Source organism: Rhizobium sp. BK313 (assembly GCF_014193655.1).
Classification (GTDB): Bacteria; Pseudomonadota; Alphaproteobacteria; order Rhizobiales; family Rhizobiaceae; genus Rhizobium.
This window is the reverse complement of record NZ_JACHZQ010000002.1, coordinates 636,466-660,050: the sequence shown is the minus strand read 5'-3', so window position 1 is coordinate 660,050 and position 23,585 is coordinate 636,466. Positions and strand designations below refer to the sequence as shown.

The window sequence follows — 23,585 nt, the reverse complement described above, 5'->3', positions numbered from 1 at the left end:
CGCCCGCGCGGACATAAGGGCGGCACGCCGTTCAACGTCGTCGTTTATTCCTTCTGCCGTTTCGCGCCCACCATTGCAGCGACGTGCGAATTCAAAATACCAGCCGACCGGCACTAATTCTGCCAGAGACGTTAAGGTGCGACCCGTTCGTCGCGCTCACCTTCGATTTCCGTCAAAAGCCATCGACGGAAAGCCTTCATGGATGCCGTTTCCGCACGTGATTTCAATCGCGTCAGCCAATAACTCCCGGTCTGGGCCGTAATCTCAAAAGGCTGAATGATCCGCCCTGCTTCAATCTCCTGAAGGAACATGGCGACCGGGACGAGCGCAACGCCCACACCTCGCGCCGCAGCCTCCACAAGCGTCAGCGACGAATCGAACATCCAGCCGCGAAGACTGGGCGCATCGATCCCAGCAGCCCTGAACCAGAGGGGCCACTCGTCAATCCGGTACGAGCGCAGCAGTTCCACACTTGCCAAGTCTGCCGGAGTGCGAAGACGTTCGCGCAACATCGGCGCGCACACGGGCGAAAGCGGCGCATCCATCAGATGTATTGCCTCCATTCCGTGCCACGCGCCGTCACCGAACCGGATGAAGAAGTCCAGGCCGTCAATCAGCACGTCGGATCGATTGTTGTTCGTCTTGAGACGTAGATCAACATGAGGATGCTGTTGCTTGAATACGCTTAGTCGCGGCAGCAACCAACCAATCGCAAAGGTACCGACCACGCCCACGGTGAGGATCTCGTGGAAGTTCCCCTCCTCGAACTGGCTCAAAGTAGCGCTCATCCGGCGAAAGGCATCCGTAAGCACTGGGAGCAATGCGTGCCCTTCATCCGTCAGGGCAAGACCCCGGGGAAGGCGCTTGAACAAGGTGACACGCAAGGCCTCTTCAAGCGCCTTTACCTGATGGCTGATGGCGGTCTGCGTGACCCGGAGTTCCAATCCCGCTCGTGTGAAGCTGCAATGTCGCGCTGAAGCTTCGAAGGCGCGCAGGGCGTTAAGCGGCAGCTGTGGAATTTCCATCGTCATTCATGCCCAAGTTTTTCTCATGTCTAAGCGCAGAATTGATCGTTTGTCTAGGACCAGCCTCCCCTTCATAGTTCCTGTCGAGAGGTGCAGACGGACCCTGCGACGTCTGCCGGTCCATGACACCGGCCTCTCTTTGAAACCAACCTGATAAGGAAGACAGGAATGACAATGTTATTGTCACGTCGGCAGACGCTTGCCGGCAGTTTTGCTCTTGCCGCACTCAGTACGGAAGGGCTGGCCCAAAACATGCAAGCTGCGGACGCCAAGCTTGCCGAGCTGGAGCGCAAGCATCCCGGCCGCATTTGCGTGAGTATTCTCGATCTGGCGAGCGGCAAACGTATCGAGCACCGTGCGAACGAACGCATTCTCATGTGCAGCACTTTCAAGGCTTTGGCGGCGGCTCTTGTCCTGGTTCGCGTCGACAAAGGGGAAGAGAAGCTGGATCGACGCATCAAATTCTCAAAGAAGGATCTGGTGTCCGGATCACCCGTAACGCAGGCGCGCGTCGGTGAGCCTGGTATGACAGTGGCCGAACTCTGCGATGCGGCTGTGACCCGCAGCGACAATACCGCCGGAAATGTGCTGCTTGCCAGTTTCGGGGGACCAGCGGCGCTGACGGCCTTCTGCCGCACGCTTGGCGATGACGTTTCGCGTCTCGATCGCATCGAAACCGAGCTCAACTATCACGACGGGCCCGACGACATCCGCGACACCACAACGGCTGCAGCGATGCTGGAGAATCTGCGAAAGCTTCTTTTTACGGACATCCTGTCCGGTGCCTCGCGCTCTCAATTGGCGGCGTGGCTGATCACCACCAAAACGGGCGACGCTCGGCTGCGCGCCGGCCTTCCGAAGAACTGGCTTGTTGGTGACAAAACCGGGACCAATGGAGACAAGTACGGAAACGCCAACGACATCGCCGTCATATGGCCACCGGATCGGGCTCCGATCATCGTCACGGCCTATTGCGAGATTCCGTCGATACCGGCCGCCGCACGCGACGCAGTCATTGCCGATATCGGCCGGATCGCCTCTGAGATCTGATGGCGCCGTCGGACTGTCGGCACGCACAAAACCCAATCCAATCAAATCCCCATGGAGCTGCCGGCCGCAAATTGCTGAATGCGCGGCCGATCACACGAACACGAGGACTTTCTATGAAAGCTATTTGCCTTCCAAAGCTCGGACTGATCGTCGGTGCTTCTATTTTCTCTGCCGCCAATACTTATGCCGCCGAGAGCGGTGGCCAAAACCGGCTCGAGCAGGCCGTGAACGACGCGATCCGGCCCACGATGCAGGAAAACAACGTTCCGGGACTGGCGGTGGCGGTCACGGTTGAGGGCAAGCGCTATTTCTTCAACTATGGCGTCGCATCCAAAGAAAGCGGGCAAAAAGTTACCGAGGATACGATTCTCGAGATCGGCTCGATCAGCAAGACCTTTACCGCCACCCTTGCCTCCTACGCTCAGCTGCGCGGAACCCTGTCCCTCTCAGACAACGCGAGCAAGCATCTGCCGGCGCTCGCGGGCAGCAGCTTCGACAAGATCAGCCTCCTTGATCTCGCCACCTATACGGCGGGCGGTCTGCCCTTGCAGTTCCCGGATGATGTCACCGATCAAAAAACGACGATCGGCTACTACAGAGACTGGCGCCCGATCTATCCGGCCGGGACGCATCGGCTTTATTCGAACCCGAGCATCGGCCTGTTTGGCTATCTCGCCGCCAGAAGCATGGGCAAGCCTTTCGACGATCTGATGGAGCAGACGCTCTTCCCGGCGCTCCGCTTAGCCCATACCTACATCAAGGTTCCACAGGATCAGATGGGCGATTACGCTTACGGCTATTCGAAGAACGGCAAGCCCGTTCGGGTCACGCCAGGCGCTCTCGACTCGGAGGCCTATGGCGTGAAGACGACCGCGGCGGACATGATCCAGTTCGTCGAGGCAAATATCGACGGCTCGAAGCTCGACAAAACGCTCCGACGCGCAATCACCGCTACGCACACCGGGTATTACAAAGTCGGTGACATGACGCAGGGTCTCGGATGGGAGATGTATGCCTATCCGACTGATCTCGACCGGCTGCTTGCAGGAAATTCCCCCGAGATGGCCCTTAAGCCGAATAAAGCGACCAAGCTTGTTCCGCCTGTAGAGCCGCAGGATGATGTGCTGATCAACAAAACCGGCTCCACGAATGGTTTCGGCGCTTATGTCGCCTTTGTTCCCGCTAAGCGCATCGGCATCGTGATATTGGCAAACAGAAACTATCCGATCTCGGCACGGGTGAAGGCCGGATATCAGATATTGATGGCGCTGGACGGCCAGTCTGGCTCGTCGACCGCTCGCTGAGAGGCACTATGCACTGATCTTCAATAACTCTGCACTCACCGGTCTGCCCAGATGAAACCCTTGAACTCGGTCAATGCTGAGATTCTGGAGAACAGACATCTGAGCCTCGGTCTCCACGCCTTCCACCAGGATGGTGTTTCCCCGATTGCGGATGAGAGCGACCATGTCTTGCAACATGGTCAGCCCACGCTCGTCGGCACAATCATGCAGGAAGGTTCGGTCAACCTTGACGGTGTCGAACTCGATCGCCCGGAGCCAGGATAATCCGGCATAACCAGAGCCGAAATCATCCAACCAAATCTCGACGCCGAGTGCCTGGAGATCGGCGACACACTGCAGAACCGCGGGTTGCATCTCCATATCCAAGCCCTCAGTGACTTCCAGTGCGAGCCGAGACCCAGACACGCGAGTCTCTTCCAGGATAGCTGCAACGCTCATGGCGAAACCCGGAGATCTGAGCTGTACCGGAGAGACATTCACGCTCACCGTGGACATGCGGTCGGACGCCAGGATGTCCTGACATGCCGTTTTGATCGCCCATCGACCCAATTCGATAATCGAGCCAGTCCGCTCGGCGATGGGAATAAAGATATCCGGGGGCACGGAGGTTCCATCGGGCAAACGAAGCCGCATCAAAGCCTCGGCAGCTTTTATCTGGCCGTTCCTGAGATCGAATATCGGTTGATAGACCAGTGATACTAAACTCCGATCAATGGCTGTCGCGAGCAGCGGCACCAATTTTCCGGCGTCCTCGTTCGGACGCCGCAACGTCGGGTCAAATGTTCGAACGCAGTTGCGGCCAGAGGCCTTTGCGCTATAGAGCGCAAGGTCGGCCTCACGCACGAGCCATTCCACCTTTGCCCCTGCCCGTTCGCTGATAAAGGCAACCCCGACACTCACCGTTACGATCTGCGCGTCGTCAGGCCGCTCTTCGTGCCGGATTGCAAGCGCCTCAACTTGGTGTCGAATTTTTCCTGCTATATAGGTTGCCTCATCCTGCGCTTGTAAAGGCATGACAACGATGAACTCCTCGCCGCCATAACGACCAATGATGCCCCCGTAGCGCTCAACCAATTTCTGAAGCGTCGCGGCAATAACAGTGAGACATCGGTCACCTTCCTGATGACCGTAGCGATCGTTGAAGCGCTTGAAGAAGTCGACGTCGATCAGGATGACCGAAAATTCGCGGCCTTCGTTTTTCCAAGCGCTCCAGCACTCGTCCAGTCTGCGATCGATTGCGCGTCTATTTTCGATGCCTGTGAGGTAATCAGTGTGTGAAAGACGCAGCAATGCCTTTCCGCGCTCTGTTGCCTCCAAATGCTGGTGGCGAGCCTCCACCGCATTGAGGAACACGTTGTAGCGCTCGACATTCAAACGCCAGTTCACGAATGACGTGAATATGAAACATGAAACGTAAAACAGTCCAAAGGCGAGTTGGTAGGCCGGCGTCGATGGAAAGAAACCATACAGCGCCACAAAAAAAGCAGCCAATACCGTGCCGGACGTAAGGACAGACAGGCGAAACGAGAAGCTGAAGAACAGGTTTGCGCCCATCATGAAAATCGCGCCGAAGATCATGTAGTAGGACATGCTCATCGCATATTTTGTGGTAATAGCCGGACAAAGCCAGCCGATATAACCCAAGACTAGCGCCAGAGCGCAAGTGCTGTCCAGCCAAACGGTCTTCGCCTTCGCCAACCTCAAAATCTCAAAGGCCATCAGCGCAACAGCCGCAACGACAAACCGCAAGGCGATCGTTAGCGGCGCGACGTCCGGAATGAGCCAGCTGTCAGGAGCGGCAAAGGCAACATAGACGGCGACAGCCATCCACAAGCCTTTGCGTGTGCATTGTCGCTGGGCGGCATCATTCTCCGATGCATACGCAGCCCTCATCTCCAAGGGGGAGCCACGGAGCTTCTCTATCGGCACAACGCAGTCTGCATCCAGAAAAGTGGCCTTTGCGGGAACTCCAGATGCGATCTGCTCCGAAAATAATCGTTCATAGAACATGCGGCGACGCCCTCCGAGCATTGCTGCCGATAAACCTGAGTTCACCGCTTCCAAAGTTCCGTTCGTTTTGGCCACGAAATTTAGCTCGTGCTGCTAGAAATACCCTCTTGACGAGCAGAATCCAATCGCGTTCTGTCATCCACATATTTATGCTTAACATTGCGTCAACGGAGTTCATAATGGCACAAGGATTTAAGTTCGACGGCGAGAGTCTTATTGCACCTGGTCAAATCCTTCGCCCGACTGAGCCAAACGACCTTCCCCCCTCGGATCAGATGATAACAGCCAAGGCGGAGCTTGCTCTGACGCTGGATTTATCGCTTCAACAGTTCCGATCCACAGTGGATCCGCACGCGGTTGTGAGCCGACTATCGCATGCGCTGCATCAAATACGCCGTCGCTTTCATGCCAGCATATGGAGTGAAATCGTCTTCCTTGCCCAAAATCATCCCGTGACTCATTTCCTGTTTCAGGATCCTTTTACGCGGTGGTCGTTCGATAAGCCGCGCGGCTATTCGGGTGACGCACATCTGCTCGACTTCATCTACGGTCATTCCAAAGTGGAGACAGAAATCGCGGCATCCACCGACCTGGGCAGAACGATATACGAATACACCAAAAACGCTTCCTCATCCGTCGCCGTGAGAGAGCGCCGAGATCTGCTTGCACGAAGAGTGGATGACTTCGCCAAGGACCGCCCCGGGTCGGCGGAAGTCCTTGCGGTGGCATCGGGCCATCTTCGCGAGGCGGCGTTGTCGACTGCGCTCAGGGAAAGAAAAATCAGACGCTGGATTGCGCTCGATCAGGACCCGCTCAGTGTGGGCACGGTTGCGCGCGATTTTGCCGGAACATGCGTGGAAGCCGTAGACGGTACCGTCAAAAGCCTGTTTTCCGGCAAACACGCTCTCGGGCACTTCGATTACATCTACGCTGCAGGCCTGTACGACTATCTGACGTTTCCGGTTGCCGCCAGACTGACGCGCAAATGCATTGAAATGCTGAAGCCCGGCGGTTCCTTCTTGTTTGCGAACTTCTCGCAGGAAATCGAAGTAGACGGCTACATGGAAGCGTTCATGAATTGGCCTCTCCTTCTGCGTTCGGAGAGCGATATGCGCATGATTGCCAACGCAAGCGCCGGCAGCGCAGAGACAAAAGTATCCGTCTGGTTCGGGGATAACCGCAACATCATTTATTGCGAAATTGAAAAGGCGGCGTAACGCGGCAGGCATTCATCGCTCTTGCCGCTTTACGTGCGGGGCTCGCCGCCGCGACATCGAAACGTCGCGGTAGGTCAAGCAGCCTTGAGTGTTATACGCAATATCATCCAAAAAAATCCCTCCGCCGGAACCGGCGGAGGGAAGTTGGGTCATAGTGCTCATCCGGCATTACCCGACATTGGAATTTACGATGACGTCGCCCTGACCGTCATTTAACTATTTTATAGCGCCATCATCGCACAAAATGACAATCCATACCTGCGGATCGCCCGGTTTCGCTTTATCTCCACACGATTTTCCATTGGTCATTTCCTCACCCGTTCCGCGTCGGAAAGCGTCCATGTCTTGTCGAAGAGCGCCTTTGTTGGCGCATAAAGACGGAACATCAGTTCGAAGTCGCGCTTCGGATCGGTCGGTATCCAGTTCGTGTCCCTGTCCTTGGGTGCCTTCGGCGCAAGGAAGATGTCGACCGAGCCGTCTGCATTTTTCTGCAGATCAGCGATTTGTGACGAGCAGCTTGCGCGCGGCATGTTGCGGATCAGCGCATGTGTTTCGCGATCATAGGCGGTCAGCGACCAATATTGCTCCACCGGGACGTTGGCTGGCACGTTCAGGCGGTAGGTCTTCGAACCGTCAAAGGGATGCCCGTCTTTGTCCTTGATTGCGATCAGATAGAACTGGCCGGCGCCGAGGCGCTTAATGCCGACATAGGCATAGCTGTAGGTAAGACCGCGAATGTCGACCGGATAGGCATCCGGCTCATTAAACGACGCTTGCGCTGCCTTCACGAGTTCGGGGTCGGCGGGGAAATTCCAGCGTCCCTTCTCATAAAAGGGCTTCAAGCTGGTATCGTATTTTGCCTCCAGCCATTCCCGCGCCTCATGGATTCCGGTTTCAAGCTGCTTGCTTGTCGCTGCGTCCGGCTTGAACGGCTTGCCCTTCTCGATGCCTAACGACTTGAGCTGGTCGATCATGACCCGATCGCGCGGCAGCCAGGGTTCGGTCTGGACGATCCGGTCCAGAGATTTGAAGAAGCTTGTGTCGTACCTTATCGTCGAGTCGAACAGGACATCTTTGGCGTCGGTGAAGACGGTCTCCGGCGGCGAGGCTGCCTGTGACAGCGGATAAACCTTCAATCGCTTGCCATAGGCGACCGACTTTTCGATATCGGCGTCGCTGTGACTAGCAAGATTGGAGCGTAGAAGCGCGTATCCGCCGTAGGTGTCCGAAGTGAGCGGGATGTAGCCGTCGGGAACCTTGTCCTTGTAGCCGGGCGGCAGGATAAGATACTTTCCGCCCTTGCCCTTGTCGGCACCAGATGGTCCGGCGTCCTCAAGCGGCATCTGCCACACGTCGACGATATTGCCGTTGATCGAGCCGCCCTCTGCTGGCGGCACTTCAATCACGACCGGTCCGACGTCCTTTGTGTCTGTGAAGGCCATCAGATATATGGCGTCCGGATTGGGCGTCAGGGTCTGATTGTGCCAATCGAGGGGGCGCGACCAATAGACGATCTGGTTCACCTTGCCGCTTGTCTTGGCGAGCATCTCCTGGAGCATCAGGTCGTAGTTGACTGCCGGAATACCCCAGATGACCGCCTCCACCGCACGGCGCTCGATTGTGCGCTTCGCGAGCTCGTCGGGCGACAAGGCGGCGGCAGCCGATGCTATCGCCATTATTGCCATTGTCGCGAAAAGCACTCTTCTCACGCTGATCTCCCGCCGAACCGATGTGAACCGACAGGATCTCCCACCCCGGAAGGAAGCATAAGTACGTTACTGTAAATACCGGCGTAAACGGCTTGCCTTGTGACGTGCCTCACGGGCGTGCCTCACTGGCGTGCAGAGAGATCATGTCGAGGCAACGCCGACCGCTTCGCCGACGTAATTTACCGTAACGTACTTAACCGCGCGCCGATGCCGCCTATGGTGAATTTGAACGATCGACGGAGTGCCGATGCAGAAGAAACCGGTCCTCGCAATCCTGCTGACGCTATCCGGCTGCGGCCACCCAAGTGGTGTGATGACGCCCGTGACGCTGACGGCGGCGACGCCCAAAACCGCACAGGTCGACATTCTTGTGGCGACGACCCGCCAGCCCTCCGGCAATCCGGCCACCCTGTTCAACGGTGAGCGCAGTCCCAAGCCCTTTCTAACCGATATCGCGGTCTCCATTCCGCCAAAGCGTCAACCCGGAACGGTACAGTGGCCCAAAAGGCTGCCCCCCAATCCCGCTACCGACTTCGCCGTCACCCGCGTCAAACAGCTCTACACCGTTCCTGAGGGCCGCGCGTGGTTCCACCAGCATATCGAAGGCGGTCATGCGCTCGTCTTCATCCATGGTTTCAACAACACCTACGAGGATTCGGTCTTCCGCTTCGCGCAGATCGTCCACGACAGCGGCATGCAGGCGACGCCGATCCTCTTCACCTGGCCGTCGCGCGCGCGGCTCGCCGCCTACGCATATGATAGAGAGAGTACGAATTACTCCCGTACGGCTCTCGAACAGACGCTGCGTGTCTTGGCGCAAGATCCCGACGTCAAGGACATCACCATCCTTGCGCATTCGATGGGCACCTGGCTCGCCATGGAATCCCTCAGGCAAATGGGCATTCGCGATGGGCACGTAAATCCGAAGATTCACAATGTCATCCTCGCTTCGCCCGACATCGACATCGAAGTCTTCGCCAAGCAATTCGTGGAGATGGGCACGCCGAGGCCGAAGTTCACGATCTTCGTTTCGCAGGACGACCGCGCGCTTGCGGCGTCCAGCTTCATCACGGGCGGCGGGCGCCTGGGTGGGATCAATCCGGCCGAGGAGCCCTACCGCTCCCGTTTGGAGAGGGCGGGCATCACCGCCATCGATCTCACCAAGGTCAAGAGCGGCGACAGCATGAACCACGGCAAGTTCGCCGAAAGCCCGCAGATCGTCCAGCTCATCGGCCAGCGGATTATAACCGGGCAGACGCTGACTGATTCCAACATCTCGCTTGGAGAAGGTGTTGCCGCCGTCGTCGGCGGCACCGCCCGGACCGTTGGTACGGTGGCTGGAGCGGCCGTTGCCGCGCCTCTGACGATCGTAGAACAACCGCTACGTCCGAAAAAGGCTGCAGATGTGGATGCGACGCTGCGCGTAGATCCTGAGTCGAAGCCGCTGACCCCGTGACCGCGGATTTACGCCCCTGTTACACCTTACAACCCCGCTGTTTACAGTAACGTACTTCCGCGCAGACGCCAAAAATAGAAGTCTCTCCCCGTCGAATAACAACGATCCGCTGCGGCGGCTGCGAAGCCCCACCCGATCACAAGGAGTGCGAAATGTTGAACGACCAAACTAGGGAGAGCAGATGATGGACACGAAACTCTCCCGTGGATTTCTTTGGGTAACGACCGTCGCGGCCATGACGCTGATTTCGGCGCCGTTCATGTCGAGCGCATCCGCCCAGGGCACGGCCCCGGCATCTTCAGCCACGAGCTCCCCGGCGCCTAGTCCGGACAGCGCAAGACCAAACATCCTGGTGATCTTCGGCGACGATATCGGCCAGAGCAATATCAGCGCCTATTCGACTGGCCTGATGGGTTACAAGACGCCCAACATCGACCGCATTGCCCATGAGGGCATGATCTTTACCGACTACTATGCCGAAAATAGTTGCACGGCGGGTCGCTCCACCTTCATCACCGGTCAGGTCTGCCTGCGCACCGGGCTCTGCAAGGTCGGCATTCCCGGCGCGACCGTCGGTCTGCAGCCGCGCGACATCACCATTGCCCAGGCGCTGAAGCCGCTCGGCTACGCGACCGGCCAGTTCGGCAAAAATCACTTGGGCGACCGGGACGAATTCCTGCCGACCAAACATGGCTTCGATGAGTTTTTCGGCAATCTCTATCACCTGAATGCCGAAGAAGAGCCGGAGCGACCCTATTATCCGAAGGACGACCAGGAGTTCGTCAGAACGAATTCGCCGCGCGGCGTCATCCACTCCTATGCCGACGGTAGGATAGAAGACACCGGAGCCCTGAACACAAAGCGAATGGAGACGATCGATGACGAGACGACTGCGGCGGCGATCGATTTCATGGACAGGCAGGTAAAGCAGGGCAAGCCGTTCTTCACCTGGATGAACACAACCCGCATGCACGCCTTCACGCATGTGCGCGAATCCATGAAGGGGCAGAGCGGGATGCCAGGCAACGACTATGCCGACGGCATGATCGAGCATGATGGCGATGTCGGAAAGCTTCTGAAGGCTATCGACGATCTGAACGTCGCCGACAATACCATCGTGGTCTACACGACGGACAACGGTCCGAACCAATGGTCCTGGCCGGATGCTGCGACGACGCCCTTCCGCAGCGAGAAGGACACGAACTGGGAAGGTGCATTCCGCGTACCGGCGATGATCCGCTGGCCAGGCCACATCAAGGCTGGAGAAGTATCAAACGAGATGATGTCGGGTCTGGATTGGTTTCCCACGCTGCTTGCCGCCGCCGGCGATTCGGACGTCAAGGACCGCCTGCTGAAAGGAACAGCGATCGGAGGCAACCAGTTCAAGGTCCATCTCGATGGCTACAACCAGCTTGGCTATCTGACCGGGCAGGAGCCAAAGTCCGCACGACACGATTTCTTCTACTTCAACGACGACGGCAACCTCGTCGCCTACCGATACGACAACTGGAAAATCGTGTTCTGCGAACAGCGCAAGCCCGGTGGCTTCGAAGTTTGGTCGAATCCCTTCACGTGCCTGCGCGCCCCGAAGGTCTTCAACCTGAGGATGGATCCGTTCGAACGGGCCGATGTTGTTTCCGATCAGTATTATGACTGGCTGGCCAAGAATGCCTATCTCATCCAATACGGCGTGTGGCGCGTCGCCCCCTTCCTCCAGACGTTCCGGGATTACCCACCGAGCCAGCGTCCGGCGAGCTTCAGCGTCGACCAGATGATCGATTCATTGATGCGGTCGCTTGAGCAAAGCCCGGCTGGCAGCGGTCAGTAGCGACACCATTAGGCAAAGGCAGACGCGGCCGAAAGCGCCGCGCCTGCCCTTCACCTCACTTGGGAAGCAAATATGGCCGCCCGTGACGACATCCTCCAGCTCGGCAAACGCATCGGCCAGTCGATCATCGGCCAGGAGGCGATGGTGGAGCGGCTTCTGCTTGGGCTTCTTGCAAATGGTCACCTGCTCGTGGAAGGCCTGCCCGGCCTCGCAAAGACGCGGGCAATCAAGAGCCTGGCGAAAAACCTCGATTCCGAGCTTTCGCGTGTCCAGTTCACGCCCGACCTGCTTCCTGCCGACATCACCGGGTCGGAGATTTATTTCAGCGAAGGTGGCAAGGGAGAGTTCAAGTTCCAGCAGGGACCGATCTTCGCCAACCTCATTCTCGCCGACGAGATCAACCGCGCCCCCGCTAAGGTGCAATCGGCCCTGCTGGAAGCGATGGAGGAGCGGCAGGTCACGGTCGGCGGCAAAAGCTATCCGCTTCCGGCCCTCTTCATGGTCATGGCGACACAGAACCCGATCGAGCAGGAAGGCACCTATCCGCTGCCCGAAGCTCAGCTCGACCGGTTTTTAATGCACGTGCAGGTCGGTTATCCCGACGAGACGTCGGAAGCGGCGATCATGCGGCTGAACCGCGACGAGGAGAACGAGGCGCACGGCGACAGCAAACCCGCTGCCCCACAGAAGCTTAATCCGCAGGCCGTCTTCGACGCCCGCAAGGAGATCGGAGCAGTCACCGTTTCGGATCCTGTCGAGAAATACATGGTCGCCCTGGTCTTCGCCACCCGCTATCCGGACCGCTACGACAAGGCGCTGGCGAAGCTGCTGCAGGTCGGCGTCAGCCCGCGCGGCGTCATCGGTCTCGACAAGGTATCGCGCGCCTATGCCTGGCTGAAGGGACGCGACTACGTGACACCAGACGACGTCAAGGCGATCGTCAATGACGTCTTCCGCCATCGCCTGATCCTTTCCTACGAGGCGCATGCCTCGAACACCTCGTCCGACCATGTCGTCGACCGGATCGCCGAGCTGGTGGCCGTCTCATGAAGACGCCGGCCGACATGGGTGGCATCTACGTGACTACCAAAGGTCTGGTGGCGCTCGAAGGCCGCGCGCGAGACCTGGCATTCGTCCAGAAGGCGCGCAGCCACCAGCAGCTTGCCGGGCGCATGCAGTCGGCGATGCGCGGCCGCGGCCTGATCTTCGAGGAGCTTCGCGACTATCTGCCGGGTGACGACATCCGCTCCATCGACTGGCGCGTGACAGCCCGCACGAGCAGGCCGGTGGTGCGCGTCTACGGCGAGGAAAAGGAGCGGCCGGCAATCCTTGTCGTCGATCAGCGCATCAACATGTTCTTCGGCAGCAGGCGAGCGATGAAATCAGTGACCGCCGCAGAGGCCGCGATACTCTGCGCATGGCGCATTCTCGGCTCCGGTGACCGTATCGGCGGCTTCGTCTTCAACGACACCGAGATCGACGAGGTGAAGCCGCATCGCAGCCGCAACGCCGTCATCGCCTTCGCCGAGAGGTTGGCGAAGCAGAACCAGGCGTTGAACGTAGCCTCAGCCGCCGCGCCCGCGCCCGGCCAGTTCGATATGGTTCTGGAAACCGTGGCGAACATTGCCCATCACGACCATCTGGTCGTCGTCATTTCCGACTTCGACGGCCACACGGCGCTGACACGCGACCTGCTGCTGAGGCTTTCCGGCCGCAACGACATGATCTGCCTGCTCGTCTACGATCCTTTCCTACTGGAATTGCCGAAGTCCGGCGATATCGTTGTCAGCGGTGGCGGTCTTCAGGCGGAGCTTGCCTTCCGGAAATCCGACGTCCGCAGCGCCATCGACAGGTTCGCTCGCAACCGTGGACGCGAGCTTCGGGCATGGCAGCGCGAACTCGGCCTCCCCATGCTTCCGGTATCGGCAGCGGAGGAGACCGCTCCGCAGTTGCGACGTCTGCTTGAACAATCCGCATGGCGACAGCGGAGGCGCTAATGGAGCCGCAGGCATCGCATTTGGACCCGATAACCGAGGCAGCACTGCGCTCGCTGCATGACATCGCCATACCAACGCCGGTCTCGTGGATGCCCCAGACCTGGGGATGGATTGTCGTTGGACTGGTCCTTCTCGTGGGGCTGATGTTTGCGTTTCTGCTTTGGCTTAGGCGTTACCGCGCCAATGCCTACCGAAGGGAGGCGCGGCGTATCCTCGACGAAATCGAAATCAGGATCCGCAACCCCGAAACTCGGCAGGACGCAATCCACGAACTTGCATGCCTTCTGAAGAGGACGGCGCTGGCGGCATGGCCTCGCGACCAGGTCGCCTGTCTCTCCGGGGCGGCATGGGTGCATTTCCTCGACGGCCACGCCGAGGGTGGGGCAGGAAATGCGCTCGCACGGCTGCTCGACGATGCCGAATACCGCGACAGTTCGAGCATCGGCGGACTGCCGCAGAATGACGGCGACGACATTGCCGCGGCCGTTCGCGGATGGATCGAGCGTCATCATGTATCAGCTTGACCTCCCGCTGCTGCTGCTCCTGCTTCCAGTACCACTGCTTGTCCGGTGGCTGTTGCCCGCGCATCGCGAGACGTCGGCATCCGTGCGCCTGCCCTTCTTCGAGCAGGTTGCCGAAGCAGCCGGCGTGCGTCCGACGGAAGGATCGGTCGTCGTCCGGCGGACGTGGCCGCAGTTCATCTGTGAGAGCATAGCCTGGTGTCTGATCGTTCTCGCACTGGCCCGCCCCCAGTTCGTGGAACCGCCGATCGAGAAGGTCGAACCTCAGCGCGACATATTGCTTGCACTCGATCTGTCGCAGTCGATGGACACCAAGGATTTTCACGCGCCAGACGGAACGATCGAGGCGCGCGTCGGGGCGGTACGCAAGGTTGTCGCGGACTTCGTCGGTAGACGCTCGGGAGACCGCATCGGACTGATCGCCTTCGGCGACGCGCCCTACCCCCTCGCGCCGTTCACTATGGACCACGAGCTCGTCCAGACAATGATTGCCGATACTCTGCCGGGTATCGCCGGGCCGCGGACGTCGTTGGGCGACGCGATCGGGCTTGCGATCAGGATGTTCGAGAAGACGACGGTTCCGGAAAAGGTGCTGGTCGTGCTTTCCGACGGCAACGATACCGCAAGCAAAATGCCACCGGCCAAGGCAGCGGACATTGCAAAGTCGAAAGGCATCGTGATCCATGCCGTCGGCATCGGCGATCCCAAGGCGACCGGAGAGGATAAGCTCGATACGACGACGCTTCGGAAGATCGCACAAGCCACGGGCGGCCGCTACTTCTTCGGCTCCGATCAGTCACAACTCGCGGCAATCTACAACGTCCTCGATCGGATCACACCCGAGAACCAGAAGACCCTCTCATGGCGGCCGCGTATCGAACTGTTTCAATGGCCGCTGACTGCCGGCATTGGACTGCTCTGCGTCTACTACATCGTATCCGGTTTCGCCGGGGCGGTCCGCAGGAGGGCTGCAGCATGATCGCGGACTTCCATTTCCTAAGGCCTTGGCTGCTGCTTGGCCTTTTCTTTCCGATCGCGGTGCTGTGGTTGTCATCCCGGTCCGGCGACGTCCGAAATCAGTGGAAGGCGATGATTGCCCCGCACCTGCTCGACCGGCTGGTCGTTGACGCCACCGGAGGATCGACTATCCGACCGTCATGGATACTGACCGGCATATTAACTGTCGGCATATTGGCGGCGGCGGGGCCAACCTGGGAGCGGGAGCAACCTCCGTTCGTCGAAGACACAGCTCCCCTGATCATCGCTGTGGACCTTTCCCCCACGATGGATGCCATCGACGTCACGCCCTCACGGCTGGAACGGGCCAAGCTGAAGATCCACGATATCATCGCCTCCAGAAACGGTGCGCGCACAGGAGTGATCGCCTATGCCGGATCGGCCCATCTCGTTCTGCCGCTCACCGAGGATGCGTCCCTCATCGAAAGCTACACTGACGCGCTCGCGACCCGGATCATGCCGGTCTTAGGGAAGGATACGGCAAAGGCCCTGAAGCTTGCCGAGGACACGCTCGCACAGGAGCGCGCAACGGGAACTATCCTCTTCATCACCGACGGCGTCGAACAGACTGCATTCGAAGCCTTCAAGCAGAACACCCAAAGCGGCATCGTCGTGCTCGGCGTCGGCACGGCCGAGGGCGGACCGGTGAAAACGCCGGAGAAGGGGTTCCTCACCGAGGGCGGAAACAGGGTCCTGGCAAAACTCGATATCGAGGGCCTGCAGAACCTGCATAGGCTGACCGGGGCCGATGTGGCGACGGCGACGGCTGACGATACCGACGTCCGCTGGGTGTCACAGCGGATCCGATCGAACTTCGCCCAGAAGAAGGCGACCGAGGGCGACCGGTGGCGCGACATGGGCTGGTGGCTCGTCGTGCCGGTGATGGTCGCCCTTGCGCTGAATTTCAGGAGGGGCTGGGTCGTGCGTATGGGAGCCTTCCTTCTGGCGCTGCGGCTGCTTTCTCCCAGCGACGCAGGGGCGGCCGAATTCATGGATATGTGGCTGACGCCGGACCAGCAGGGTCGTCTGGCGTTCGAACATGGCGACTTCGAGGGTGCGGCAGCGCATTTCTCCGATCCGATGTGGAGGGGGGTCTCATTCTACCAGGCGGGAAAATTTACCGAGGCGGTCGACGCCTTCGCGTCCGTCGACACGGCCGAAAGCTGGTACGATCAAGGCAACGCCTTTCTCCATCTGTTGAGGTTCGAGGAGGCCGTCGCCGCATTCAAGAAGGCACTCGAGAGACGGAAGGACTGGCCCGACGCACAGGCAAACCTGGTGATCGCCGAACGGCTTCTGAAAGCGAAGAAGGACGAGGAGCAGGAGCAGCCACAGGAGCCGAACGAGAAGCCGGACAGCGTGCAGTTCGATGACAAGGGCAAGCAAGGAAAGGAAGGACAAATCAGCATCGCAGAGCAGACATCGGAGATGTGGATGAAGAACCTGCAGGTGAGCCCGGCCGATCTTATGGCGCGAAAGTTCTCGCTCGAAACGCAGAAGAGGAATCCATGAGATTGCTGGCGGTCCTTTTCTGGCTGGCCACATCCGGCATCGCTATTGCAGCCGAGCCGTTCGCGCATGTCGCGATCGAGGATGAAGGACAGATTGTCCCCGGCCAGCAGGTGCATATCGCGGTCGATGTCTTCGTGCCTGACTTCTTCACGTCGCCGCCGCAGTTCCCGCTCTTCGATCTCCCGAATGCGATCGTGACGCTTCCGGAGGAACGCGCACAGAACCTCGTCCAGACGGTGGACGGCGTCCAGTATTCCGTGATCCGCCGACACTATGCCGTCGTGTCGGAGACAGCCGGGACCTTCACCCTTCCGGAGATCGATATTGAACTCGGCTACTCGCAGGATGGAAAGCCGGTGAAGGCAACGGCTCGTGCGCCCTCCACGAGCTTTAGGGTCGTGGCAACGGCGAACGGCGCGCCTAAGGCGCCGGTCTTTGCCGCGCGTGCACTGACACTGACGCAGTCCTTCGACAAAGACCCGTCGACGCTGAAGGCAGGCGATGCGCTGGTCCGAACCATCACCATCTTTGCCGAGGACACGCAGGCGATGATGATCCCGCCCGTCAACGTCGGAACGGCGCCCGGCCTACGACAGTACGAGAAGCCGCCACAGGTCGAAGACGGCGCTAAAGTCGACCGGGAGACCGGCAGCCGGCGCGTCGAGATAGTGGTCTATACCGCGGAGACCACGGGTACTTTCGATATCCCCTCCCTTTCCTATCCCTGGTTCGATGCCGGCGATCACGCCTGGCGGTCGGCTACGCTGCCGGCGGTGAAGGTCACCGTCGCTACGGCAGCCGCGACGCATGAGGCAATCACACCCGAGCTTCAGGATGAGCAGTCCAGGCCGCTGCCGGGAACTTCAGCCTGGCTCTTCATCGCATGTGCTGTCCTCATCGTGCTGCTCGGCATCTTCTTCCGGCCTGTTCATCGAATGGCCCGGAAAGTGGCGGACCGGGTTGCCGATATCAGTGCGAGACGCCGCCGCGCCGATCGTTACCAGCTCGGGCAGTTGCGCAGGACGATCCGGACAGGCAATCCCATAGCGATCTATGCCGGACTGCAGGCATGGTCCAAAACGCTCGGGCACCGGACGCTGGCGGATTGGCTTTCGTCGGAGAACTCACCCGAACTCTCCCGCCAGGTCTCTATCCTCGAGGAAGGGCTGTTTCGGGGAAAGACGGCGGTCGATATCGACAGAAAATGGCTTGCCAGCCTTGTCGGAACACCCGGTTTGCCCAGCACGTCCCGGACGGCGCCTGTCCTGCCGGACCTCAATCCCGTTTGATCCGAACGGCTAGAGTACAAAGGCCCGTGCGAGCGGCGTCCATTGCTCCCTTCGCTATGTTGCTAACGCCGGTATTTACAGTAACGTACTTCCCCTTCCAGCCGACAGGCGCGAAGCTGCACCCTTCGATATTCGGAGGCTATGATGGCATTGGCATTCGACACCAAAAGCGGACCTGCCAAGGCACCCGAAGGCATGGTCTGGATTCCTGGCCGCACCTTCACCATGGGCTCGAACGACCACTATCCGGAAGAAGCTCCCGCCCATCCCGTGAACATCGACGGCTTCTGGATCGAGGAGACGCCCGTCACCAACCGCAAGTTCATGGAATTCGTGAAGGCGACCGGCTACGTCACCTTTGCCGAGAAAGCGCCCGACCCAAAGGACTATCCGGGCGCATTGCCGGAGATGTTGAAGGCCGGATCCCTCGTCTTCACTAAGCCGAAGACCGTCAGTGGCTCCGATATCACACAATGGTGGACGTTCAAGTTCGGGGCAAACTGGCGGCGTCCGCTTGGAGGGTTGAGCGATCTTCGTGGCAAGCTTGAGCACCCCGTGGTCCATATCGCCTATGTCGATGCGAAAGCCTATGCGGATTGGGCCGGGCTTGACCTACCCACGGAGGCCGAATGGGAACTGGCCGCCCGGGGTGGATTGGATGATGCCGAATATGCGTGGGGCGACGAGCTGATGCCTGGTGGCGTTGCCATGGCCAATACCTGGCAGGGCACCTTCCCGACCCACAGCACAAAGCCCGCCGGCAAGGAACGCACGTCGCCTGTACGCTCGTTCCCGCCGAACGGCTACGGCCTCTACGACATGATCGGCAATGTCTGGGAATGGACGTCCGACTACTGGTCGACGCGCCATCCAGAACCCGCCGCTAAGTCCTGCTGCATCCCGCAGAACCCACGGGGCGGTGGTATTGAGGCGAGCTATGATCCACGGCAGCCGCAAATACGGATACCGCGCCGCGTGCTGAAGGGTGGGTCGCACCTCTGCGCCCCCAACTACTGCCGCCGCTACCGACCTGCCGCCCGGCATGCCGAGCCTGAGGATACCTCGACGACCCATGTCGGCTTCCGGTGCGTGAAAAGAGTTTCCGCTTAGTAGGAGAGCTCCGATGACAAACCGCTCAGAGGCGTCCGACGCGATCTTTGCCTCGCTGCTCGTCGCGCTGGTCATGCTGATCATAGGCGCGGTATCTCCCGCATGGGCGCAGGAACCACTACCGTCGTGGAACGATACGGCGGCGAAGACCCGGATCATCGACTTCGTCAAGGCAACGACCGCTAAGGGCGGCGAAGGCTATGTCGCGCCCGAGGATCGCATCGCCGTCTTCGACAACGACGGCACGCTGTGGGTAGAACAGCCGTTCTATATCCAGCTCGGCTTTGTGTTGGACCGGGTCAAGACATTGGCTCCGCAGCACCCGGAGTGGAAGGAGAAGGCGCCATTCAAATCCGTCCTTGCCGGAGACCTGAAGGGTGTCGCCAGGAGCGGCGAGAAAGGCATGGTCGAGTTGGGCATGGCAACGCATGCCGGCATGACGACCGACCAATTTTCCAAGATCGTCACCGATTGGTTTGCGACAGCGAAGCATCCGAAGACCGGGAAGCTCTACACGGAGATGACGTACGCGCCGATGCGAGAGCTTCTCGACTACCTGCGTGCCAATGGCTTCAAGACCTACATCGTCTCCGGCGGCGGCGTCGAGTTCATGCGTCCGATAACGGAAAAGATCTATGGCATTCCACCGGAACAGGTCGTGGGCAGTACGATCATCACGGAATACGCTCTCGTTGGCGACGTTCCGGTTCTCAGGCGGCTGCCGAAGATAGACTTCGTGAACGATGGCCCGGGCAAACCAGTCGGCATCAATCAATTTATTGGCAGAAAGCCGATTTTTGTCGCCGGGAATTCGGACGGCGACTACGAAATGTTGCGTTGGGTGACGGCGGCCAAAGGTCCGGGGTTCGCGATGATTATCCATCACACCGATGCCGAGCGCGAATACGCCTACGACCGGCAGTCGACATTCGGGAAGCTGGATAAGGCATTGAACGAGGCCGAACGGCGGAACTGGCTGGTCGTTGACATGAAGGCCGACTGGAAGAAGATCTTCGGGTGGGAATGACCTGGCCAATGGCCAAGCCCTGGCCAACACCGACCTCGATCGACAGCTCAGGCAGCGCGGCATTTCACCGCTCATCGTGACCCGGCTTCTGGCCAATACCTGCGTCGAGCCCACAGCGCGCCACGGAATGGCGCTCCGGGCTGCTGTGTCGCGCTGGTGCGCAACACGACTGCGGCCTTTACGCACGAGATGATGCACCCATGAACTGAACGCCCGGCCTACGCATACGCGATCCTGACAACAACCCTGCTCGCGGCCCTGCCAAAGGCATTCGGTTCAGAGGAGACAAAGCTATGACCACATCCTTCAAAGGGCTCGCTTCGAAAAAACGGCATGAGGTCATCGATCAAGGCAGGCGAAAGCTGATCGCCTCTGCTGCGATCGGTCTGGTCGTCGCAGCAGAGGCGATCAGTGTTTTGCGCCCCAATATCGTGTCGGCTGCAACGGCAGACACGATCCGGCCGTTTCGCGCCAACGCTTCGGACGAAGACCTCAGCGACCTTCGCCGCCGCATTCGGATGACGCGTTGGCCGGATCAGGAAACGGTCGCCGATCAGTCGCAAGGAATTCAGCTTTCAAACCTCAGGCCACTCGTTGAGTATTGGGGCACCGACTATGACTGGAGGAAGGCCGAGGAGAAGCTAAACATCTTCCCCCAATATGTGACCGAAATAGAAGGTCTCGACATTCACTTCCTTCACGTTCGCTCGAAGCACCCAAACGCGTTGCCTGTCATCATCACGCATGGTTGGCCAGGCTCGGTGTTCGAGATCCTGAAAGCCATTGGCCCGCTCACCGATCCGACCACGCATGGCGCAAGTGCTGAGGACGCCTTCGATGTCGTTGTCCCATCGATGCCCGGCTATGGCTTTTCCGGCAAACCCACGACCACCGGATGGGGCCCCGATCACACGGCACGCATCTGGGTGGAGTTGATGAAGCGCCTCGGCTACCAGCGTTATGTCGCCCAGGGTGGGGACTGGGGTTCTCCTGTCTCAAGCGCGATGGCGCGACTGGCACCCAAAGGCTTACTCGGCATCCACATCAATCTGCCTGCTGTCGTCCCGCCTGAGATTGCTGCTGTTCTCGCGGTGGGCGGCCCAGCACCCGATGGCCTCACCGACAAGGAGCGCGCGACCTTCGAGGCGCTCAGCACGGCCGCAAAGATGGGCAACAGGTCCTATGCCACGATGATGGGCACCCGGCCGCAAACCGTCGGATATGGCCTGACGGATTCACCCGCAGGCCTTGCGGCGTGGATGCTCGGGCATCCAGGTTTTTCTCGCTGGACTTATAAGGCCAGTGATCCGGAAAAGTCGCCGGACGAGGTGCTCGACGATATCACGCTCTATTGGTTGACGAACAGCGCCGTGTCATCGGCGCGGCTCTACTGGGAATATGGCGGTGGCCGCAGTCCTGCGTTGGCGGCCGGAGAGAAAACCAGTGAAATCACATTGCCGGTGGCGATCACAGTGTTCCCAGGCGAGAGCTACCGGGCCCCCGAAACGTGGGCACGGCGGGCATATTCGAACCTGAGCTACTTCCACGAAGTCGACAAGGGTGGCCATTTCGCCGCATGGGAGGAGCCTGAACTCTTCTCTGCCGAGCTGCGGGCCGCGTTCCGACCGCTCCGGTAGCCGGACAAATTGGTGTCCGTTTACGCTTCAGAACGCGCTTGCCAGGCCTTCCGAGCTCAAGTGGGCGCCTGCCTTGCGCAGCCCCTCCTCCATGGAGGCGACCAACGCCGGCTGGTAGCGCCTGCCTGCGATTAGTCTCTGGAAGTTGGATTCAAAATCGGGGTTCTGGCTGCGGAGTTGCGACAACCGTTGTGCCGCCGCATCCGATCCCAGCTGGCCGAGCGAAGCGGCTCGGAGCGCCCTGACGACGAAGTCGCTGCAGTTCACCTGCTCCGCCAGGAGGGAGGCGTCCGACCAGTCGCCCCTTCGATAAGCGTCCAGTGCAAGCACAAGCTGGGCATCGTGCGGAACGACATCCATCGATTTTGCAGACCCTTCCGCCATTGCCGCAGCCGCCTGCCAATAGCCGGCTGCGAACAGGATCATCCCGAGCTTGGCGGCGGCGTCGGGATTGTTTGGATTGAGAGCAAGTGCGCGGTTTCCGGCGCTTATCGCAGTCGGGATGCGTCCCGCCTGAAACTGCGCCATCATGAGGGCGATCTGCGCGCGGTCCGACAGCGGTGCAAGCGACACGGCTCGGTTGGCGAGTGTCAGCGGACGGGCGACAATCTCTGGCGGGACCAAGCCATCCTCCTTGGCGATGAGCACGCGCGACAGCGTCGCGGCCGCATCGGCATTGGATGGCTCAGCCGCCACCGTCCGTTCGAGGCAGTCGGCTGTTCCGGCGACGTCGGCGGGGCTGCCATCGTCGAGTTCGTATTCCGCTCTCAAAATACAGGCGTTTCCAAGCGCTCCGATTGCGTTCTGGTGGATCTCGATGCTGTTGATCACGCCGCGGCTCGTGGCGAACCGCCGCGACAATGCGGCGACCAGCTCGTCGCTTACCGCCTGCACGCTCTTGCCATCACCTTCGACCCTATCAAGCCCTGCCTTCAGGAGGTCGCCGGATCCGGAGTCGACGATCTGCCACCATACACTTCGGTCGTCATGGTCGCCGTAGTACTTCATATCTATGCGGTACGACCGCCCCGACTGGACACGCGATGTGGGTGATACCGATCCGGTAACATCGTCCGTCGATGTCACCGTGAGAGTCTGGAACTGGGTCAGCGCCGTGATCAGTATGTCCCGCGTCAGGGTCGCCTCGCCCTCCAACCGCTCGTCAGCCGCCGAGATGATGACCGAGACCACCGGCCTCGTGGTGAACACTGGGCGGGTGTAGAGCCATGCAGCGGTCGCCGCCGACAAGGCCACGCAAAGCACCGCAGCGGATGACACCGGGATGATCCATTTTTTGGGTCGCGTAACGGACGCCGCTGCCGGCATTGCCGTTTCCGTCGGCGTTGCAGAATATGCTCGCTCCGCTTCCTGCCCGCGGGTTCCCTCAACCTCCCCACTCTCCGCGGGTTCACCGGTCGCCGCCTTCGAGAACACGACGACGTACTTTCCCTTCGGCAGATCGATTGAAACCCAGCCCACCTGTTGGAAGGCTTCGTAGTAATTCGCGACCGCGGACCGCAGGCGGCTGACTTCGATCCGCACGATGGGGTCGAGGGAAGGCTCGAAGCTGCTTGATCTGCCAAGCACGTCTATCGCTATCGAGTAGGCCTTGACGCCATCGTCATGTCCGCAGAAATGCCGTTCGGCGAGATAGCGCAGTATGGCGCGCTGGCGCTCCGTTGCATGGAATCTGGTATCGGAAAGAAGCCGCTCGACTTCAGCGCGCGCCTCGGTTTCCGTGACTTCGCAGTCCGTTGCGCCATGTTCCTCAGCGTGCATCACGGCCCCCCGCTACGCTTGGTCCAAGTCCATCAGAACAGACGAATATATCGCTCAGATGACGAGCGGTTGCAAGACAAGACGCTAACAAAACCGA

The 23,585-nt window shown here is 59.7% G+C and carries 18 protein-coding genes; 14 read left to right on the top strand and 4 right to left on the bottom strand.

The window, feature by feature from the left end; genetic code table 11:
- Positions 1–131 precede the first annotated feature (131 nt).
- Positions 132–1,025, bottom strand: a complete 894-nt coding sequence (locus FHT86_RS15350) for a LysR family transcriptional regulator (protein ID WP_133707885.1) — start codon at positions 1,023–1,025, stop codon at positions 132–134.
- 168 nt (positions 1,026–1,193) lie between these two features.
- On the opposite strand from FHT86_RS15350, the gene bla reads away from it, so the two are divergent.
- Both bla and ampC read left to right on the top strand, forming a co-directional pair.
- Positions 1,194–2,075: a class A beta-lactamase gene (bla, locus tag FHT86_RS15345; RefSeq protein ID WP_133707648.1), complete on the top strand. Its 882-nt coding sequence runs from the start codon at positions 1,194–1,196 to the stop codon at positions 2,073–2,075.
- 113 nt (positions 2,076–2,188) lie between these two features.
- On the top strand, positions 2,189–3,379 hold the full coding sequence (gene ampC, locus FHT86_RS15340) for a class C beta-lactamase (RefSeq protein WP_133707647.1): 1,191 nt from the start codon (positions 2,189–2,191) through the stop codon (positions 3,377–3,379).
- A gap of 6 nt (positions 3,380–3,385) precedes the next feature.
- Here ampC and FHT86_RS15335 read toward each other — a convergent pair whose 3' ends face one another.
- Positions 3,386–5,272 carry a putative bifunctional diguanylate cyclase/phosphodiesterase gene (locus FHT86_RS15335; protein WP_246779555.1) on the bottom strand — a complete coding sequence of 629 codons (1,887 nt, stop codon included), beginning with the start codon at positions 5,270–5,272 and terminating at the stop codon, positions 3,386–3,388.
- A gap of 296 nt (positions 5,273–5,568) precedes the next feature.
- Here FHT86_RS15335 and FHT86_RS15330 point away from each other — a divergent pair, with 296 nt between their 5' ends.
- A complete protein-coding gene (locus tag FHT86_RS15330; RefSeq protein WP_133707646.1) occupies positions 5,569–6,606 on the top strand; it encodes a class I SAM-dependent methyltransferase in 1,038 nt (345 codons plus the stop codon).
- A gap of 305 nt (positions 6,607–6,911) precedes the next feature.
- Here FHT86_RS15330 and FHT86_RS15325 read toward each other — a convergent pair whose 3' ends face one another.
- Positions 6,912–8,315 (bottom strand): DUF1254 domain-containing protein, encoded by a 1,404-nt coding sequence (locus tag FHT86_RS15325; RefSeq protein WP_409527592.1) that lies wholly within the window; start codon positions 8,313–8,315, stop codon positions 6,912–6,914.
- A 247-nt stretch (positions 8,316–8,562) separates the two neighbouring features.
- Between FHT86_RS15325 and FHT86_RS15320 the strand changes: the two genes are divergently transcribed.
- The 11 genes from FHT86_RS15320 (at position 8,563) to FHT86_RS15265 (ending at position 21,709) form a co-directional block, all read left to right on the top strand.
- Positions 8,563–9,771 carry an alpha/beta hydrolase gene (locus tag FHT86_RS15320; RefSeq protein ID WP_133707645.1) on the top strand — a complete coding sequence of 403 codons (1,209 nt, stop codon included), beginning with the start codon at positions 8,563–8,565 and terminating at the stop codon, positions 9,769–9,771.
- 184 nt (positions 9,772–9,955) lie between these two features.
- A complete protein-coding gene (locus FHT86_RS15315; protein ID WP_133707644.1) occupies positions 9,956–11,599 on the top strand; it encodes an arylsulfatase in 1,644 nt (547 codons plus the stop codon).
- A gap of 72 nt (positions 11,600–11,671) precedes the next feature.
- A complete protein-coding gene (locus FHT86_RS15310; RefSeq protein ID WP_133707643.1) occupies positions 11,672–12,649 on the top strand; it encodes an AAA family ATPase in 978 nt (325 codons plus the stop codon).
- Entirely contained in the window at positions 12,646–13,596 is a 951-nt protein-coding gene (locus FHT86_RS15305; protein WP_133707642.1) for a DUF58 domain-containing protein, read from the top strand. The genes FHT86_RS15310 and FHT86_RS15305 overlap by 4 nt, the downstream gene beginning before the upstream one ends.
- Positions 13,596–14,120, top strand: coding sequence for a DUF4381 domain-containing protein (locus FHT86_RS15300; RefSeq protein ID WP_133707882.1), 525 nt, complete (start codon positions 13,596–13,598; stop codon positions 14,118–14,120). The genes FHT86_RS15305 and FHT86_RS15300 overlap by 1 nt, the downstream gene beginning before the upstream one ends.
- Positions 14,107–15,096: a VWA domain-containing protein gene (locus tag FHT86_RS15295; protein WP_133707641.1), complete on the top strand. Its 990-nt coding sequence runs from the start codon at positions 14,107–14,109 to the stop codon at positions 15,094–15,096. Before FHT86_RS15300 ends, FHT86_RS15295 begins: the two co-directional genes overlap by 14 nt.
- Positions 15,093–16,646: a VWA domain-containing protein gene (locus FHT86_RS15290; RefSeq protein WP_133707640.1), complete on the top strand. Its 1,554-nt coding sequence runs from the start codon at positions 15,093–15,095 to the stop codon at positions 16,644–16,646. The genes FHT86_RS15295 and FHT86_RS15290 overlap by 4 nt, the downstream gene beginning before the upstream one ends.
- Positions 16,643–17,935: a BatD family protein gene (locus tag FHT86_RS15285; RefSeq protein WP_133707639.1), complete on the top strand. Its 1,293-nt coding sequence runs from the start codon at positions 16,643–16,645 to the stop codon at positions 17,933–17,935. The genes FHT86_RS15290 and FHT86_RS15285 overlap by 4 nt, the downstream gene beginning before the upstream one ends.
- Positions 17,936–18,079: 144 nt before the next feature.
- Complete coding sequence (locus FHT86_RS15280) at positions 18,080–19,045, top strand: formylglycine-generating enzyme family protein (protein ID WP_133707638.1); 966 nt, start codon at positions 18,080–18,082, stop codon at positions 19,043–19,045.
- A gap of 13 nt (positions 19,046–19,058) precedes the next feature.
- Entirely contained in the window at positions 19,059–20,072 is a 1,014-nt protein-coding gene (locus tag FHT86_RS15275) for an HAD family hydrolase (protein WP_133707637.1), read from the top strand.
- A 293-nt stretch (positions 20,073–20,365) separates the two neighbouring features.
- The gene (locus FHT86_RS15265) at positions 20,366–21,709 is read left to right on the top strand and encodes an epoxide hydrolase family protein (protein ID WP_133707636.1); all 1,344 of its coding nucleotides are present in this window, start codon (positions 20,366–20,368) and stop codon (positions 21,707–21,709) included.
- A 27-nt stretch (positions 21,710–21,736) separates the two neighbouring features.
- Here the strand turns inward: FHT86_RS15265 and FHT86_RS15260 are convergent, their stop codons facing one another.
- Positions 21,737–23,488 (bottom strand): tetratricopeptide repeat protein, encoded by a 1,752-nt coding sequence (locus tag FHT86_RS15260; RefSeq protein WP_133707635.1) that lies wholly within the window; start codon positions 23,486–23,488, stop codon positions 21,737–21,739.
- Positions 23,489–23,585 lie beyond the last annotated feature (97 nt).

Coding starts and splice junctions, on each gene's coding strand:
- FHT86_RS15300 (WP_133707882.1), top strand. CDS start 13,596: ATGGAGCCGCAGGCATCGCATTTGGACCCGATAACCGAGGCAGCACTG.
- FHT86_RS15275 (WP_133707637.1), top strand. CDS start 19,059: ATGACAAACCGCTCAGAGGCGTCCGACGCGATCTTTGCCTCGCTGCTC.
- FHT86_RS15330 (WP_133707646.1), top strand. CDS start 5,569: ATGGCACAAGGATTTAAGTTCGACGGCGAGAGTCTTATTGCACCTGGT.
- FHT86_RS15295 (WP_133707641.1), top strand. CDS start 14,107: ATGTATCAGCTTGACCTCCCGCTGCTGCTGCTCCTGCTTCCAGTACCA.
- FHT86_RS15285 (WP_133707639.1), top strand. CDS start 16,643: ATGAGATTGCTGGCGGTCCTTTTCTGGCTGGCCACATCCGGCATCGCT.
- FHT86_RS15290 (WP_133707640.1), top strand. CDS start 15,093: ATGATCGCGGACTTCCATTTCCTAAGGCCTTGGCTGCTGCTTGGCCTT.
- FHT86_RS15265 (WP_133707636.1), top strand. CDS start 20,366: ATGACCACATCCTTCAAAGGGCTCGCTTCGAAAAAACGGCATGAGGTC.
- FHT86_RS15280 (WP_133707638.1), top strand. CDS start 18,080: ATGGCATTGGCATTCGACACCAAAAGCGGACCTGCCAAGGCACCCGAA.
- FHT86_RS15305 (WP_133707642.1), top strand. CDS start 12,646: ATGAAGACGCCGGCCGACATGGGTGGCATCTACGTGACTACCAAAGGT.
- FHT86_RS15310 (WP_133707643.1), top strand. CDS start 11,672: ATGGCCGCCCGTGACGACATCCTCCAGCTCGGCAAACGCATCGGCCAG.
- ampC (WP_133707647.1), top strand. CDS start 2,189: ATGAAAGCTATTTGCCTTCCAAAGCTCGGACTGATCGTCGGTGCTTCT.
- FHT86_RS15315 (WP_133707644.1), top strand. CDS start 9,956: ATGGACACGAAACTCTCCCGTGGATTTCTTTGGGTAACGACCGTCGCG.
- FHT86_RS15320 (WP_133707645.1), top strand. CDS start 8,563: ATGCAGAAGAAACCGGTCCTCGCAATCCTGCTGACGCTATCCGGCTGC.
- bla (WP_133707648.1), top strand. CDS start 1,194: ATGACAATGTTATTGTCACGTCGGCAGACGCTTGCCGGCAGTTTTGCT.
- FHT86_RS15260 (WP_133707635.1), bottom strand. CDS start 23,488: ATGCACGCTGAGGAACATGGCGCAACGGACTGCGAAGTCACGGAAACC.
- FHT86_RS15350 (WP_133707885.1), bottom strand. CDS start 1,025: ATGGAAATTCCACAGCTGCCGCTTAACGCCCTGCGCGCCTTCGAAGCT.
- FHT86_RS15335 (WP_246779555.1), bottom strand. CDS start 5,272: ATGAGGGCTGCGTATGCATCGGAGAATGATGCCGCCCAGCGACAATGC.